This window comes from Candidatus Hydrogenedentota bacterium, from assembly GCA_016791475.1.
In the GTDB taxonomy this organism is placed as follows: domain Bacteria; phylum Hydrogenedentota; class Hydrogenedentia; order Hydrogenedentales; family JAEUWI01; genus JAEUWI01.
The window spans coordinates 25,734-42,453 of sequence record JAEUWI010000060.1; the positions used below are offsets into that span (position 1 = coordinate 25,734).

The window sequence follows — 16,720 nt, forward strand, 5'->3', positions numbered from 1 at the left end:
AGTCTGTCCGTATGGGGAGTCCAAGCAGATAGAGCCCTCCTCAATATACTTGCACGACTTCCAAGGGGCTGTTCAGCAAACTCGCGTAAATTAAAAAGTCTACTACTCATTCTGTGCGACTTGACCGGTCGATTCGGATGGCACATAATCAGAAATCCCTGTCGAGACCGGGCGAGAGGCTGTCCGTTTTGGTCGAGCGTTGTGTGACCTTACTGCTGCGCTATCCGCGCCTCCATGCTGGAGAAAACTGAATGTTTCTGTCGAACTGTCTTCGTTCCTCTTGTGGCTTCGCCTCCCGTGCGGTGCTCGCGCTGGTTCTTTTGTGCGGCCTGGCGGGCCCGGCCGTGGCGGCCGACGTATCCTGGGTGGGGCCGGCTACAGGCGCGTGGTTCAGCGAGAGCAACTGGAGCAGTGGCACCCTCCCCCAGTCCGGCGACAATGTTACGATTTCCGGCGCGACGGTCACGGTGTCCGGCAGCGTGGCCCTGAGCGGATCGTTCACGATGGGCGGCAACTCGCGCCTGATCGTGACGGGGCCCGGCTCGGTATTTGTGGCGAATGGCGTTACGAACCTCGATGACGCCCGTGTTGCGGTGAACGGAGAGGGCGTTGCGAGCTTCCCCAACCTGAGCAGCCATGCCTGGAGCATCTGCAGCAGCCAGCCCCTTTTTTCGGTGGACGGCGGCGGTTCCGCGCTCAGCCTGCCGGCCCTGAGCACCATCTCCATTACGGCGGCGAGTTGCGGCGCGGTCCCCTCTGTGGAGGTCAATAACGGCGGCAATCTGGACCTTTCCGCGCTGGAGACGGTCGCCACGGACAGCGTGAACAAGTTTTCGTTCAAGGTGGCGGGCGGCGGAAGTATGGACCTCTCCAACTTTCTATCGGCCACGGACGTGAACGTGTCGGTCGATGGGAATTCGTCGCTGGCCCTGCCCGCACTCGCATCCATGTCAAACGGCACCCTGGCCGTGGCCGATGGCGGCCTGCTGAGCGCGGACAGCCTGACCACGGCAACCCAGGTTAATTTTCAGATCAACCACGTGGGCAGCAACGTCACCCTGAATGGCCTGGCATCGATTGATCGCAGCGCGTTCACGCTGGGAATCGCCGCGGGCTGGTCTCTGCCGGCCCTGACGAGTCTGGCCGACACGCCCCTCACGCTGCCCGATGGCGCGACGTTCGACGCGCCCCTTCTGGCGAGCTACACCGCGACCACATCCACAACGCTCCTCAGCCTGAGCGGGGCGGCCACTTTCACCGCGCCGCTGCTGGCCGACATTACCAATCTCCGGATCGACGTGCAGTCCGGCGGGCAACTTTCCCTGCCTTCCGTGACGGCTTATGCGTGGAATATCTGCTCGAGTTCGACCCTGTTCAACGTCGCGGGCTCGGGCTCTTCGCTGGCCATGGCCGGCATGCTGACGCTGGATATCGGCGCGGCCAGTTGTGGCGCTTCGCCCATGATTGTGGCGGCGGACGGCGGCGCGCTGGGACTGGCTGGTCTGGAAACAATCACGACCCAGAGCGTTAATTCGCTGCAACTCCAGGTGCTCACCGGGGCCACCATGGATCTTTCCAGCCTGCAGACAGCGATTGATACGCGGCTCACGGTGGACGAGACTTCCGCCCTGGACCTGCCCGCGCTGCTGACACTCACCGATTCCACCGTCACGGTGGGGACGGGTGGCTCCCTTTCCGCAGCGAATCTGACCAGCGCCACGGGAATGACCTTTTCCATCGCCAGCATTGGCGGCAACGTGGCCTTCAACGGGCTCCAGAGCATTTCGAGTTCCACCATCACCCTGAGCGCGGGGGGCTCGTGGAGTCTTCCCGCCCTGACCACGCTGCTCGATACTTCCGTGACGGTTCCGGACGCCGCGAGCTTCAGCGCGCCCCAGTTGACCAGCTTCACGTCGAGCGCTTCAAGCCAGATCATGTTGCGGGTTTCGGAAACGGGCTCCTTCCAGGCGCCGCTGCTGGCGGAAGCGACCAATCTCCGAATCAACGTGAGCGCTGGTGCGGAAGTTTCACTTCCGTCCATCGTGGACTACACCTGGAACTATTGCACCGGCACCGACTTTTTCAATGTGGATGGGGCGGGCTCGATACTTACCCTGGGCGGTTTGCAGACCCTCACGCTCGGTGCGCCAAGCTGCGGGGCCAACCCCTATTTTGTGGTCACCAACGGCGGCCACCTTGCCCTCCCCGCGCTGCAACAGATTCTGACGGAGAGCGTCAATCGCCTGAGCATTTTCCTGGCAAGCGGCGGGACCATGGACCTCTCCGGGCTGGAAAGCGCGGTGGACACCACCTTCGATGTGGACGCTACCACTGCCCTCAGTCTTCCCTCGCTGTCCTCCAGCACCGACGGCGCCTTTAATGTTGCAAGCGGGGGCGGACTTACCGCGTCGAGTCTACTCAATGTCGCGCGGATGACCTTTTCCCTCACGGACGTGGGATCGCTCGTCGCCTTCGACGCGCTGGAGAGTATTGACGAATCCACCATCCTCGTTCCGGAGGGCGGCACATGGCAACTGCCGTCGCTGACCTCTATCACGAACTCCGGGGTCACCATATCCAACGCCGCCACGCTGGACGCGCCCGCGCTGCTGACTTTTTCAACCTCCGCCGCCGTGCCCCCGCTGCGTATCTCCGGAACGGGAACCATGACCGCACCCCTGCTGGCGGACATCACCAACCTCCAGTTCGATATTCGCGGCGGTGCGCAAGTGACCTTTCCGGGCGTCACCGGATACGCGTGGAATCTTTGCGCAAGCAGCACCCTGTTCCTGGTCGACGGCGCCGGCTCGGCCCTGCGTCTGCCCGGGCTTCAGCACTTCAATCTGGGCGCGCCCAGTTGTGGGGCGACCCCCACCGTGAACGTCACCAACGGCGGCCATCTGGATTTGGGCGGGTTGACTTCCATCACTACGGAAAGCGTGAATTCGCTCAGCATCGGATTGTCCACCGGCGGCACGATGGATCTCGACTCGCTCTTGACCGCGATGAAGACGACTATCGCGATTGATGACACGTCATCTCTGGATCTCCCGTTGCTCGAGTCCCTGTCTCAGTGCACCATCCAGGTCGCACCCGGCGGCAATCTCTCGGCGAACAACCTCGCCAGCGTAACCGGCATGAACTTCTCTATCGGGAGCGTGGGCGGCGCGGTAACTTTTGACGGGCTGACTTCGATGAGCGATTCCGATATCACCCTCGCCGGGGACGGAAGCTGGAGCTTGCCCGCACTCGTGAACCTGTCCAATACCCAGATTGTGGTTCCCGACGGCACGCGATTCGAGGCCTCTTCCCTGGAGAGTTTCACGGCCTCCAGCCCTTCCGAATTCTCCCTCCAGGTTTTCGGTACCGGAGCGTTCGTGGCCCCGTTGCTCGCGGATATTGCGAACCTGCGCATTCGCGTCGACGCCGGTGCGCAGGTGGTGCTTCCGTCCGTGGCCTCGTACACCTGGGGGCTCTGCGCGAGCAGCGAATTGTTCCTTTCCACGGGCGCGGGATCGAGCTTGAGTCTTCCCGGTCTGACATCGATTACCCTGAACGCGCCGAGTTGCGGCGCTCAACCGGTTATACGCGCGAACACCGGCGGGATGCTCGACCTTACGGGTGTCGAGTCCATCGCGACGGCAAGTGTCAATTCCTTTCTGGTGGATGTGGCCTCGGGCGGCGCCATTGATCTATCGGGACTCGCGAACGCCACCAAGACCACGTTCAACATCAGTGCGGACGCCGGCATGTCCCTGCCGTCGCTGGCTTCGCTGACGAGCAGCCGGATCAGCGTGACCGAGGGTGGTGAGTTCCACGCGGACGGGTTGATCGAGGTCGATGGCGTTACCTTCGCGCTGCCGGATTTCAGCGCACTGATTTCCTTCGACGCCCTCCAGACGGTCACCAATTCAACCATGCAATTGCTTGAAGGTGACACCTGGCGCTTCCCATCACTGGCGACCCTTTCCACCACCACCGTCAGAATTCCCTCCGGCGCCGCGTTGGATGTTCCCCAGCTTCTCACCTTCGACACCACCAATTCCGGTCTGGGCATCCTTTCGGTCGCGGGCGCGGGCCGCTTCGACGCCCCGCTCCTGGCCGATATCTCCAACTTGCAGATGGTAATCACCGCCGGAGCCCAGGTTTCCCTCCCTTCCGTTACGGAACTCGTCCACGAGAGCACCTGCGCGAGCACCGTCTTCCTGGCAGTCGATGGCGCGGACTCCCGGCTCGAGCTTCCGGCCCTGGAGACCATCGCCCTGAACATCCCGAGCTGTGGTGCGACCCTGAGAATCGCCGTTACAAATGGCGGGAAAATCGACCTTTCCGCGCTTCAGAGCGTGTCGCTCGCCAGCGTCTTGAGCTTGACCCTGTCCGCCGACGGACCGTCAAGCACGATTGATGTCAGCAATCTTTCCATATTCGATAGTTTGCGTGTGGTCTTCGTCGCGGCGAATGGAGGAACCATACTCCAGTTCGGTGGCGGTGAAGGCGAGGGCGAGGGCGAGGGCGAGGGCGAGGGCGAGGGTGAAGGTGAAGGTGAAGGCGAGGGTGAAGGTGAAGGTGAAGGTGAAGGTGAAGGCGAAGGTGAAGGCGAGGGCGAAGGTGAAGGCGAAGGTGAAGGCGAAGGCGAAGGCGAAGGTGAGTGCGACAACCCGGAACTCGATACGGATGGTGATGGACTGCACGACTGTGATGAGATCGCTATCGGCACCGATATCACACAGAATGATACGGACGAAGATGGCATGCCGGATGGATTTGAAGTGCTGTACGAGCTGGATCCCCTCGACACCGCCGATGGGGCCCTCGATTTGGATCTCGACGGCTTCAACAATCTAAGGGAATTCCTGGATGGCAGCAGTCCCGTCAATCCCACCGATCCCCTCGCGGTACTTTTTGTCGCCAATGACGGCGCGGATATCGAAGGCGGCGGGAGCATGGAGAATCCCCTGCAGACCATCGAATTCGCGCTGTCGGTCTTTGAGAGCACCAATCTTGAGGCGGTTGCTCTCTTTCTTCAAGAAGGTAACTACCCCGAGGATGTGGCGCTCCTTCCCGGTGTGTCTCTGATCGGAATGGACGGTGCGGAAGCCCGAATCACCGGCACGGTCAGCGGAGCCGGAGGCGCGACACTGGAGAACCTCGAAATTGTCGCACCGGAGGGGAGCGCAACCTTGCTCGATCTCGATGATGCCGCGATGCGCCTGCACAAGGTGCGCTTCGTCGGCTCCGCAGACGACCGCGGCGCAACGGGCATCCTCGCCACCGGCGCAGGTCCCGCGGCCGCTGTGATCAGCGAATGCAGCTTTATTGATCTGGGGGTGGGCATAGATATCGCGGGGGGCATCCCCCTGATACGGCGCTGCGAATTTATCGATCCGGCCATCGCCGGTATTCGCATCCAGGCGGGCGCGCAAGTCGACGAAGACGGCGCTCTGGGGCTGGCGGGCGACGCCGGCAGCGGCTTTAACCGCTTTGTCTTCAACACGGACATCCCCAATCCCATCGAGAATCCGGTCGCAATAATCAACCTGTCCGACACGGAAATCGTCATGGAGAACAACGATTGGGGAACCGACAACGACGACGCCGTGGACGCCCTCATCAGTGGCCCCGGGGATTTCTCCCCGAAACTTGGCGCAGGTTCCGCCATACTCGCGGCAAGCGTCTTTTGTACCATCTGGGACGGCACCGATTTGAAACGCGTTCGCCATGCCTCCGTTACCCTTGAGGGTAGTTCTTTCGACCCGGTGACCAACAATGTGGACGGCGTGTATGCCTTCCCGTCTGTGCTCGAAGGTGAATATAATCTGCTGGCTGTCGCCTCGCCCTATGAAGACGCCCTGACGGGCATTGATGTCGCGGCCGGCGAGATCAAGTCGGTGATTCTCCCCTTGACGCCCGAGCCCGATGGTGGTGAGGGTGAGGGCGAGGGTGAAGGTGGAGTCGATTGCAGCGGCAGGACATCTGGGAGCTTTTCCGGCCTCGCCGGAGACCTGGCCTTGTGCGCCCTGCTTCTTGCGGTACTGCTGCGCCGTTACCGCCGGAGCAACCGTCCACAAGCATAAAGCGCCTCGGAGCCCGTTTCGAGGCCGCGGGTGTTCCTTGAAGCCGAGGGGTGCCGTCTCGGCACGGCACCTTCGGTCTCCTTCCACGGTATTTTCCCCACTTTTCCCGAATTGCCTTCCCGTGCCCACGATTACATTTTTACGGCAATACAAATTTGACTTTTTCCGTATTGCCGTGTACAATTCCTGTGGATAGGCAAGAAATCACCGCCCCTCATGAATCCGGTGGACCGGAGTCGCGGGGCGCGGCACAAACAAAGAAGGGGTCCTGAGATGTTGGACATAAACCTCGGCAACAAGACTTTGATCGTGGGCGTCTTAATCGCCCTGATACTCTCCTACGGCATGGTGAACTTCGACACGGGCTCCCGTGATTCACAGGTGATGCCGGCGCTGAAAGCCGCTATCCAATCCGCTGATCCCGCCGAGGCCGAGAGCGTCGTCGCGGAGGACGAAGCGACGGCCTCGGGCGCGGTTGCCGCGCCGGTGGACGGTGGACGGATGACAGTCGAACAAATGCTTGATGCCCGCGAGAAACGCCACAGCTAAGTTGCGGGTTGTAGCACTGCTTGCGGCCCATACGCGCGGGATTTGCAGGAAGGGCGGTCTGATCTTACAAGGATCAGACCGCTTTTTTGATTTCCAAGGAGGTTCCAAATCCGGCTCCATGTTCTGCGCGGAGGCGTGCTTACCGCCGCCCGTTGGTGCGCTAAGTTCCTTCGTGGCATGGCTTTCTGAAGCCGCTGCCCCGGCGTATGGGCAAAGCGATGGCTGGAAGGACCCTGGAAGGCTCCTTAAGCCATATTGACAATTAACTCCTTCCGTGGTAGCCTCTGGTGGGAGGATTTCCATGAAGTTTCCGCCAATAGCCATTTGGGTTGTACTCTTTGCTTTGCTCGCATGTGCGGCAGAGGGGCGTGGCTTTGGCTGGTTTTCTTCCCCCTGCACCCCGGTCGATGTTTGTGAGGCGCAGGCAAGAATCGCCTCATTTACTTCCCAATCGCCCCAGGCAACGCCGCTGGTATGTGATTTTCAGCGTGCACTGGGCGACATGGAGTCCGGTGGCTCGACCCCTTCCGCCCCGAACGCGCCCGCACTGCTGGTAACGCTGAATCCCGACCGAGTCTTTCTTCCGAGCCCCACCCCGGCGTCTTGGTCCTGCTGGGCACATGAATCCACCGGAATCGGTCTGGAATCGGCGGAAGAAAGTATAACGATCACTCCCGTCCTCACGGGCCCGCCTCCAGGGCTGCGATTTTCCTATCGCCTGGCCCCCCACGCACCGCCCCGGTACGCCTGAGCCCCTTCGCCTCGTGGACTCATGCCTGATCTGAGGTCTTGACCAAGTCCATCTACCTGCGCCATCGGGCTTTTCCCAACAACGTCCCGATTCAGATGACTTATTTTCGCTCCGGCACGGCACCAAACCTCGGTGTCCTGTGTTTCAGGAAGTATGATACTCATGGCGTCTCCATCCACAGGAACACGGCAGCCGCTTCGCGCCCCAGCGCGGCGCGGGCGCAATCTCGCCTTACTGGCGGGAAGTTTCCTGATTTCCTGGATGGCGATGGCCGCCGTGGTCAGCATGCACCCTCCTTCCGGCGGCGGGGAGCTCCGAATTCCCGTGATGCTCTATGGGGACACGGACGAGTCCGTATCTGGGTTGCAGTTTGATCTGGCCTATGACCCCGCGCAGTTTGAACTGGTCGGGATCACCGCGGGCGACGCCGCCACCGGCGCGGGCAAGGAGGTGATCCTTTCAGAGACGACACCCGGCCAGGGACGTGTCCTGATAACGGGGTTCAACAACAACGGGATGGCGGATGGCCAGGTCGCCACGCTGACCCTTCGGCCCCTCAATGGCAGCGCGCCGCAACACGACATTTCTCTGGGGCAGGTCCTCGCGTCGGATCCGGATGGCAACAGTGTGCCAATAGACTACGCGGACCTGTTTCAGTATCCCCCCGCCCCCCCGATGGAGGAGGAAGCGGAGGTGGTGCAGGAGGAGACGGAGGGGGGAGTGATCGACGACTCCCCCGAAGAATCCGAAGATGGAGAAAGTCCCGGCGAATCGGGTTCGCCCGAAGGCGGCGAGGCGACGCCGGAGGCCGTTGACGGCGGAACCACCACGAACTCGGGGTTCTTGGGGAATGGCTTTGTCGGTTCCGGCGATAGCCGACTCGATTCTTCCGCGGGCAAGAAGGACGGGAAATCGAAGGCTTCTGCAACGCGGTCGACGCAATCGGTTCCGACATCCGGCGTATCCGGACGAATGCGGGGTGGGACTTCCCAGTTTGGCGGCGGCGAAGACGGGCGGATCTCCATTGGCGGCGGCGGCCCAACCGGTGGCGGTCCGACCACGGGAAGTGGGACCAGGCCCTCCGCACGGATGGGTGGTGCTACCGCGGGCACCGGTGCGCCGACTGATCGCGGCGACTCTGTCGTCAGGCAGGGCGACTCCACCGAACCCACGGCGTTGGCGCTGTTGCGCCCCGCGAGCGGGCTGGTTGATCCACCCGCCATGGATCCGGCGGCCTATACACTGGCATTGGAGCCCGCGGCGGAAATTGACAAGGTAAGCGGCACGCGCGCGCTCATTGCGGCACTGACCCTCGCGCTCACCCTGGCGCTCCTGGCGATAGCCAACCTGCTCTTCGGTCGCGTGAGTCGTCCACAATGGAGGAAAACCCGATGAACCCATCGCACCTGTTGGCCGCGCTATTTCTGGCCATCGCACCCGTCGCCTTGGCGGAGGAAGTGCGCTTTGGTCTAGGCGGTCAGCCCGAATTCGGTGTGGACGGCGCCTTTCGTCTACCGCTGGAGATTGGGCCGCTCGGTTCGGAAAGCGTCGCCGCGCTTCAATTCGATCTGCATTTTGAAACCAGCCAGTTGCGGTTCGATGCGGTGGAGCCGGGCCAGTCCGCCCTGGACGCCGCCAAATCTTCTCACGCCAACGCTATCCGGCCGGGTGTCACCCGCGTGATCGTCGCCGGTCTGAACCGGAACGCGCTGGCGGATGGTGTGGTGGCCTGGGTCCGCTTTACATCAACGCCGGGCGCCCAGCCCCCCTTCAGTGTACGACTGTCGGATGTCGTATTGAGTGACCCCTTCGGCACGGCCGTTGACGCCCACGCCACGCCGGATACGCTATCGGTCAATCCCGCCACCTCCGCGGCGTCGGCCTCTGAATCCGGAAGCGACTCCGTCGGCGCTTCCGCCGGTGAAGTTCTGGTTCGTTACCGCGCCTTGCTCCTCGCCACCTTGTTTATCGTCGGTGCCGCATTCGTCGCGCGCCGCCCGCCCCGGAAAGGTCGTGCTCGTTGAATCGTTCTGCCTGTTTATTCTGCGCCTGCCTGCTGGCCCTTTTCGCCGCCACCGCTCCCGCGATCACGTTGAGTGTCGGCGACTTCACGGGTGCCCCGGCGGATACGTTTACGTTGCCTGTCGCAATTACCGTAGACGTTGACGAAAACGTGTCGGCGGTCCAGTTCGACCTGCTCTTCGACACCGCCGCGCTGAGCGGAGCTTCGATTGTTGTTGGGCCGGCATCGGTAGCCGCGGCAAAGACCGCGACCGTCACGACCCAGCCCGACGGAAGTATTCGTGTGCTTCTCATTGGGTTCAATCAGAACGTGTTTGCCACGGGAACGATTGCCCTGGCCGATCTGGAGGTGAATAGCGGCGCGGCTGACGGAACCTATGTGGTGACACTGGCGAATGTGCAGTTGTCCGATCCCTTCGGATTTGCCCTTACCGCTCAGGTAACTCCGGGCACGGTGACAGTGGATGCTGGTGCCGGTGAAGGAGAAGGAGAAGGAGAAGGAGAAGGTGAAGGCGAAGGCGAAGGTGAAGGCGAAGGTGAAGGTGAAGGCGAAGGCGAAGGCGAGGGTGAGGGTGAGGGCGAGGGCGAGGGCGAGGGCGAGGGCGAGGGCGAGGGCGAGGGCGAGGGTGAAGGCGAAGGCGAAGGAGAAGGTGAAGGCGAAGGCGAAGGCGAAGGTGAAGGTGAAGGTGAAGGTGAAGGCGAAGGCGAAGGCGAAGAGCCGTTCAACGCCAGCTTCGATTCAAGCGTCACCTCGGGTATCACACCGCTCGTGGTCCAATTTACCGACACCTCGTCTGGAGGAACCGCGGGTATTCGCTCGTGGTTCTGGTCCTTTGGTGATGGGACCTTTGGTAATGTTCCCTCCCCCCAGCACACGTACGGAACACCCGGTGTTTATACGGTAACCCTGAGTATCGTTTCCAACGACAATAAGGGCGACACGGAAACGCACATTGACTTGATTCAAGTGCTGGACGCTGGTGAAGGCGAGGGCGAGGGTGAAGGTGAAGGTGAGGGTGAGGGTGAGGGTGAGGGTGAGGGCGAGGGCGAAGGTGAAGGTGAAGGTGAAGGTGAAGGTGAGGGTGAGGGTGAGGGTGAGGGTGAGGGTGAGGGTGAGGGTGAAGGCGAAGGCGAAGGTGAAGGTGAAGGCGAAGGCGAAGGCGAAGGCGAAGGTGAAGGTGAAGGTGAGCCGAAGCCTGGAGCCGCATACGGCTGCGCCGGACCCGGGACCGAGTTGACGATATACAGTTCCAGGGGCCCGGAGTGGATCATGATGATCGGCATCGCCCTGCTCCTGGGCATTTTCACGCGCCGGACCGCCACGCAATGAGACCATCGTTCCCGATATATAGGATGCTGCGCCCGCTGGACCGGACCGCGCAATTCACGGCCATGTGTATTGCCGCTTCGCTCGTGGTCGCATCCACAGATATCTCTGCCGGGCCCAACCCCGTCAGCACCGCGAATGTCCTTGCCATTCAGTCACTCGTCGCCGAGTTCCTGGAGCCGACGTCCTCGCCGGCATCCTCGGCGTCGACGGCCCCCCTCAATGTGCTCGTAGTTCAGCGTCTATTAAGCGGTGTTTCCGCGCCGGACGAGAGCGAACCGTCGGAAGCGACGCCGACCTCGTGGGCCCTGATCCCCGCTCCTCCGCGGGGACTCTCGATGGAGGCCATCCCCGTCGCACGGCTGCTCGATGTCCCGGGGAGGGCGGATGAGGGCCGCCGAAAGCAAGTACAACCCTTCCCCCCGCCTCCCCTGAGTCGTGTGGTGGAGCGCTATCGGATGATGTTGACGCCCCACGCACCGCCCCGCATCGACATTGCTTCGGAACTCAGATTCGTTTAACAAGAACACTATTTCAACATGGAGAACCAACCATGAAATCGATAAAGCAACTCAAGTACCTCGCGCTCGCCCTGGTGGCCGCGCTTGCCTTTGCACCGGGCGCGATGGCCCAGGAAGACCAGTGGGATATCAACGGCGACGTTGACAACGATGGACAGGTCGGTCCTACGGACATCCAGCACGTGATCAACGACGCCCTCGGCCTCAACGATCAAGGCCCGGATGCGGTGAACCGCCCCCTGCGTCACTACATTGTAGCGAGCCCCCGAATTTCGCTCGCGCCCCGTCCCGGCGTGGAGCCCGGCTCCGAAGAACCCTGCAACATCATCGGTTCCGCCACCAACTTCCAGCGGGACAACGGACGCCTCGTGGTGCGCAAGAACACGGCGATAGCCTTCCGTTTCGACCGCAACATGGAAGGCGTTTGGCATGAAGGCGCCTGTGGATTGCTGCGCACCAGCCTGAAAGTCGAGATTCGACCGGTTGAACCGGAGCCCGCCGGTGGCGCCGTTGAAGGTGAAGGCGAGGGCGAGGGTGAAGGCGAGGGCGAGGGCGAGGGTGTGGAACCGGAATGGCGCCTGGTGGGTATTGACGATGCCGCCGGACGGGTCTGTGGACCCGCCATCGGCACGGCAGACATTGCCGTTCGTACCCATTTCGAGCATCCCGGTCTCTTCCTGGTGCGCTGCACCATCCGGTCGGCCGCGATTCCCGAGGGTGAAATCGCAGAACCCGGCCAGGAGCCGGTGCTTTGCGGCGGCAAGCGCGATATGGACGTCGTGACCACCCTGGTGCGGGTCGTCGATCGGGAAGCCATCGACGAGGACATCGAGTGGCAGATCGAGAACGATCCGCCCTCCGTCGGCAGCCGCTTCGGCAATCCGCTGGACGACGAAGTAGACGAGACCCTTCCGCTCCCGTAGGGGATTGCGTGTGGGATGCCTCCCTCGGATGGAGGAGACCCGGCGGGCAGCCTGTGGACGGCTGCCCGCCTTCCTTTCGTCAATTACTTGTTGACAACAGGCAATTTTCGTGGTACCGTTGCGCCATGCCAAAGTCACTTCAAGAGGAACTCAAGCAGTCCAAGCCCTTCGCCAGCGTGGAGGTTGAGGCGTATGTGAGCCTCATGCGAACCTACGCGGTCCTCTCCCAGCCCGTGAACGATCTTTTCAAATCCTTCGGCATCACCCAGACCATTTACAACCTGATGCGCATAATCCGTGGAGGGCCACCGGAAGGCGTGCCTTGTTCGATTATTGCCGATCGCCTGGTGACCCGTGTTCCCGATGTGACCCGACTGGTGGATCGCGCCGTGGAAGCCGGGCTTGTGGCGCGCAATCGCCCCGAGTCCGACCGGCGCGTGGTCTTGCTCAGCCTGACACCGAAGGGAGCGCAACTATTGAGCGAACTGCAGGAACCGCTGCTGCGGGCTCACAACGCCCAGATGCAGGGCCTGAGCAAGACCGAACTGGCAACGCTGGTGGACCTTCTGGCCCGCCTTCGTTCAGGCGAGCATGCCGGGTAGATTTTTTTGCGGAATTAATTGTTCCCAACAAACAAATGGGCCGATGTGTCGGCCCGGAATACCTGTCCATGATCCGGCTCGACAAAAACGTGGTAATGCTCTGGCTGATGGCCCTCGCGCTGGCCATCGTCATCCTGATCTCACGCCATCTCATGGCCCACGGTCTGCATCCGCTCCACCTGGCGCTGATTCAGGCCCTCGGGAGCTTCCTGTCCATCCTCGCGGTTCGCCGCGGGACTCTGCCAGCCCTTCCCCTGCTCCGAGAAAGCACACGCTACTTCGCGTGGGCCTCGCTACTTGGCTTTACAATCCCGAATCTCATCGTTTTCGCCGCCGTGCCTCACACCGGGGTGGGTTTGGCCACGTTGGCGCACACGATGCCGCTGGTGGTCGCTTATATCATCGCCCTCGGCCTTCGGGTCGAATCCTTTCATCTTCGCAAGATGGTCTTTCTTGCCGTCACCGTCGCGGGTGCGGCCCTCTTCGCCGCCACGCGTCTGGGTGCGGGGAGCGGCGGCGTAACGCCCTGGCACGCCCTGCTCTTCCTGGCCCCGATATCCATCGGTATCGCCAACATCTACCGCTCTGTGTCGTGGCCCTCCGGGTTACGGCCCACCGAGGTTGCCCTGGTTACAACACTCGCGGCGACCGTCACCTTCAGCGCGCTGGCCCTGAAGCTCCCGGTTCATACGCCATTGAGTTTCTTTCTGGACGCGAAGCACGTGACGCTCCTGGCCTTCTTCATGGCGTTGGCGGGGCTGGGCCAGTTGCTGCTATTCCATCTCCAGGATGCGGCGGGGCCGGTGTTTATCGGCCAGACGGGAGCGCTGGTGGCACTTTTCGGCGGCGTGCTGGGTTTCGTATTTTTTGGGGAGACCTATACGGCGGTGACGCTGCTGGGCAGCCTGCTCATTATTCTGGGGGTGTACAAGTACTGTCAGATCTCGGCTGAGCCGGTGAAGACGCGGTAGTTCGCGAGGCGCGTCGCCCGGCCCGAAGCCGCTTCGGCCCGACCCACAGCCAGAAGCCGGTAACCGAAAACATCAGTAGCGCGCTTCCACCGACTGTTGTGCAGGCGACTTTGATCTGCTCGTTGCTGGTTCCCAGGTAGTGATCGAAGATTGAACCATCGTGAATGTTCTCGATGAAGTCGGACCGGCGCCGTTCGATGTGCAGGAGTTCCCCGGTGGTGCAGTCGAGCTGGACACCCCAGTAAGCGTCCAGGAACACGTATTTCACCATGCCCTTTTCGGGGCGAATGTCGATCCGCTCCAGCGCGAGGGACATATCGGGATCGATCTTTTCCCGGGCGATACGGAAGGCGCGCCGAGTCAGCTCATCAATGGATAGCCATTTCGTCATGTCCGTGGAGACGCCCGTGTGGCTCCTGGGGAGAATCAGCCCGCCCGAATGCTTTTTCCAGCCGAGCAGCAACCCGGTGACGGCGACGACGATAAACAGAGCGAAGAGGACGATTCCCATGGTGCGGTGTATCTTGCGCGCAATACGGATTGACCGCGCGAAGTGCCTGCGTTCAAGCATCTGGAAACTTCCTTACGGCAAACAATAATAAGAACGCGGCTGCGTGGCGCATCAATGCGAAACGCAGCCGCGATGTCCGTCTTCGGACCGGTATTATCTCAGATGGGGTTCGTTACAAAGACCCAGTCATAGCGGCCCATGTGGCGACCGCCGTCCACCGTCACGGGGAAGCGCGTGTCGGGGTACTTGTGCCAGGTCACATGGCCGTCGAGATACAGCACATTGCCGCCGCCGGGCAGGTGCGCCCAGGCATCGGCTTTCGCGCTGATGTGATCCCACATGAGGGGCACGGTGCTCGATGCGACGGAAGACGCGCCGGGATTGTTGATATCCGTTATGGCGAACCGTTCGATGCCCTGGCGGAGGCGATAGAGCGTGTTGCCGCCACCGACCTGGGTGCCCGCGTGGGTCGCGGAGAAGGTGAAGTCATTCTTGCTTGCTTCGCCGTTGGTGGCGATATTGGCGGCGCCAAGTTCACCGAAGGGCGTGGTGCGCATTTCTCCGGTGGTAAAGCGGTGACCGTTCCGGGCGTCCGAGCCGAGGGTGCCGGCGCGCGCGCCGAGCACGTTCACGTCGTCCATGATCATCCAGCCGGTGTAGTTGTAGGGACCGCGGGAAAGCTCCGCGCCCTCGATGATGCCGTTGCCGTTGCCCCAGGTGCCGTCGTAGCGCTCCATGGCCGTGCCCCGTGGCTCCGACGGACACCAGACGGTTTCCAGATCGGTCAGGTACTCCGGATAGACCGAGGGGCCGTCGAAGATGTGCTGCTGGCTCAGTTCGCCGAAGACATTGAAGATCAGGCGGGTGGGGTACTTGTTGCCCTTGCTCTCGTTGGCGAACATGGTGAGGGCCAGTCCCATCTGCTTCAGATTGTTCTGGCACGATGCGCGTCGCGCCGCTTCCCGGGCGCGTGACAGCGCCGGCAGCAGCAGGGCTGCGAGGATGCCGATGATCGCGATAACGACCAGCAATTCGATGAGTGTAAATCCCTTGCGTGACATGATGCTCTATGGACTCCTGTGTTATCCTGAGACGTCCGGGGCCGCCACTCCCCTTGCGTTTTGTCAAGTGTTAACCGACATTAACACGACAATGGCCAGGCTGTCAACTATGAATTGAATGTATTTTCATATTTGAGTGTCCCCAACACCGGCGCCAGAGGAACATCATGACCGAATCGATCCAATTTTCTGTTTTTATCGCCACCAGCCTCGATGGATTCATCGCGCGGACCGACGGGAGCCTGGACTGGCTGCCTGTGCCTGATGCCGACGGCCCCGAGGACTATGGCTATCACGCCTTCATGGATTCCGTCGACTGCCTGGTCATGGGGCGCAAGTCCTTTGAAACGGTGCAGGGTTTTACGCCGTGGCCTTACGAGGGGAAACGGGTAATCGTACTGAGCAGGACGATGGATGGGATTCCGACGGGATTCGAGGACCGGGCGGAACTGTTTAAGGGCACTACGGAGTCGCTCGTGGCTCAACTAGAATCGGAGGGTGTGCGCCGGGTGTATCTGGATGGGGGCGAGACGATTCAGAGCTTTCTGCGGGCGGGACTGGTGAGCGACATTCTGATTACCACGATTCCCGTTCTGATCGGGCAGGGGCGGCCGCTCTTTGGGCCGCTTGCGAACGATATTGCCCTCGAACACCTGCGCACAACCTCGTACCCAAACGGATTTGTGCAGTCGGTATACAGTGTCGAGCGTTGAGACGAGGGCGACCGTGGCCTGGTCCAGGTGCGCCGATGGGGGTGAATTCGCTACAGTGTCCACTATGACCATCCGCCCCTGCACCCCCGCCGACATCGACGCGCTGGCCGCCATCTACCGCGATGCGGTTCTGGAGATCGGCATCACGGCCTACACCGCCGAGCAGGCCGCTATCTGGGCGTCCTTCCCCGATGATCGCCATGCCTTCGGGACCTTGCTGGGCCAGGGCATTGCGCTCATCGCGGACGTGGACGGTGCGCCCGCGGCCTTCTGCCATTTGCATCCGGGGGATCACATATCGCTGCTTTACACGGCCCCACGATTTGCGCGCATGGGGCTGGCGACGGCGGTTTACCTCGGTGTGGAAGCGCATGCGCGCAGTCAGGGCCAGGCGGTGCTCACGACGGACGCGAGCAAGATCTCCCGGCGTTTCTTCGAGCACCATGGCTTCGTGGTGCGCCGGACCGAGCAGACGATACGCCTGGGTGTGGCTTTTGAGCGCTATCAAATGGAGAAGCGGCTGGAAGGATGAAGGATGAAAGTTGAAGGATGAAGGATGAAGGATGAAGGATGAAGGATGAAGGATGAAGGATGAAGGATGAAATCTGAAATCTGAAATCTGGAGTCTGGAGTCTGGAGTCTGGAGTCTGGAGTCTGGAGTCTGGAGTCTGGAGTCTGGAGTCTGGAGTCTGGAG

General features: G+C 61.7%; 13 protein-coding genes. 11 read left to right on the plus strand and 2 right to left on the minus strand.

Going from position 1 to position 16,720, the window contains the following annotated elements; translation table 11 throughout:
* Nucleotides 1-251 precede the first annotated feature (251 nt).
* The 9 genes from JNK74_23665 (at nt 252) to JNK74_23705 (ending at nt 13,740) form a co-directional block, all read left to right on the plus strand.
* Entirely contained in the window at nt 252-6,074 is a 5,823-nt protein-coding gene (locus tag JNK74_23665; protein ID MBL7649187.1) for a hypothetical protein, read from the plus strand.
* Between the two features lie 273 nt (nt 6,075-6,347).
* Entirely contained in the window at nt 6,348-6,623 is a 276-nt protein-coding gene (locus tag JNK74_23670; GenBank protein MBL7649188.1) for a hypothetical protein, read from the plus strand.
* Nucleotides 6,624-7,536: 913 nt separating this feature from the next.
* Entirely contained in the window at nt 7,537-8,769 is a 1,233-nt protein-coding gene (locus tag JNK74_23675) for a hypothetical protein (protein ID MBL7649189.1), read from the plus strand.
* A complete protein-coding gene (locus JNK74_23680; GenBank protein ID MBL7649190.1) occupies nt 8,766-9,398 on the plus strand; it encodes a hypothetical protein in 633 nt (210 codons plus the stop codon). Before JNK74_23675 ends, JNK74_23680 begins: the two co-directional genes overlap by 4 nt.
* Nucleotides 9,395-10,726, plus strand: a complete 1,332-nt coding sequence (locus JNK74_23685) for a PKD domain-containing protein (GenBank protein ID MBL7649191.1) — start codon at nt 9,395-9,397, stop codon at nt 10,724-10,726. Before JNK74_23680 ends, JNK74_23685 begins: the two co-directional genes overlap by 4 nt.
* A gap of 23 nt (nt 10,727-10,749) precedes the next feature.
* The gene (locus JNK74_23690) at nt 10,750-11,244 is read left to right on the plus strand and encodes a hypothetical protein (protein MBL7649192.1); all 495 of its coding nucleotides are present in this window, start codon (nt 10,750-10,752) and stop codon (nt 11,242-11,244) included.
* A gap of 32 nt (nt 11,245-11,276) precedes the next feature.
* Nucleotides 11,277-12,167: a hypothetical protein gene (locus JNK74_23695; protein MBL7649193.1), complete on the plus strand. Its 891-nt coding sequence runs from the start codon at nt 11,277-11,279 to the stop codon at nt 12,165-12,167.
* A gap of 125 nt (nt 12,168-12,292) precedes the next feature.
* Nucleotides 12,293-12,769 (plus strand): MarR family transcriptional regulator, encoded by a 477-nt coding sequence (locus JNK74_23700; protein MBL7649194.1) that lies wholly within the window; start codon nt 12,293-12,295, stop codon nt 12,767-12,769.
* Between the two features lie 68 nt (nt 12,770-12,837).
* Complete coding sequence (locus JNK74_23705) at nt 12,838-13,740, plus strand: DMT family transporter (protein MBL7649195.1); 903 nt, start codon at nt 12,838-12,840, stop codon at nt 13,738-13,740.
* Here the strand turns inward: JNK74_23705 and JNK74_23710 are convergent.
* Nucleotides 13,682-14,311, minus strand: coding sequence for a PepSY domain-containing protein (locus tag JNK74_23710; protein MBL7649196.1), 630 nt, complete (start codon nt 14,309-14,311; stop codon nt 13,682-13,684). The genes JNK74_23705 and JNK74_23710 overlap by 59 nt on opposite strands.
* Nucleotides 14,312-14,409: 98 nt before the next feature.
* Nucleotides 14,410-15,312, minus strand: a complete 903-nt coding sequence (locus JNK74_23715) for a DUF1559 domain-containing protein (protein MBL7649197.1) — start codon at nt 15,310-15,312, stop codon at nt 14,410-14,412.
* 167 nt (nt 15,313-15,479) lie between these two features.
* On the opposite strand from JNK74_23715, the gene JNK74_23720 reads away from it, so the two are divergent.
* Both JNK74_23720 and JNK74_23725 read left to right on the plus strand, forming a co-directional pair.
* Entirely contained in the window at nt 15,480-16,025 is a 546-nt protein-coding gene (locus tag JNK74_23720; GenBank protein ID MBL7649198.1) for a dihydrofolate reductase, read from the plus strand.
* A gap of 64 nt (nt 16,026-16,089) precedes the next feature.
* Nucleotides 16,090-16,557 carry a GNAT family N-acetyltransferase gene (locus JNK74_23725; GenBank protein ID MBL7649199.1) on the plus strand — a complete coding sequence of 156 codons (468 nt, stop codon included), beginning with the start codon at nt 16,090-16,092 and terminating at the stop codon, nt 16,555-16,557.
* Nucleotides 16,558-16,720 lie beyond the last annotated feature (163 nt).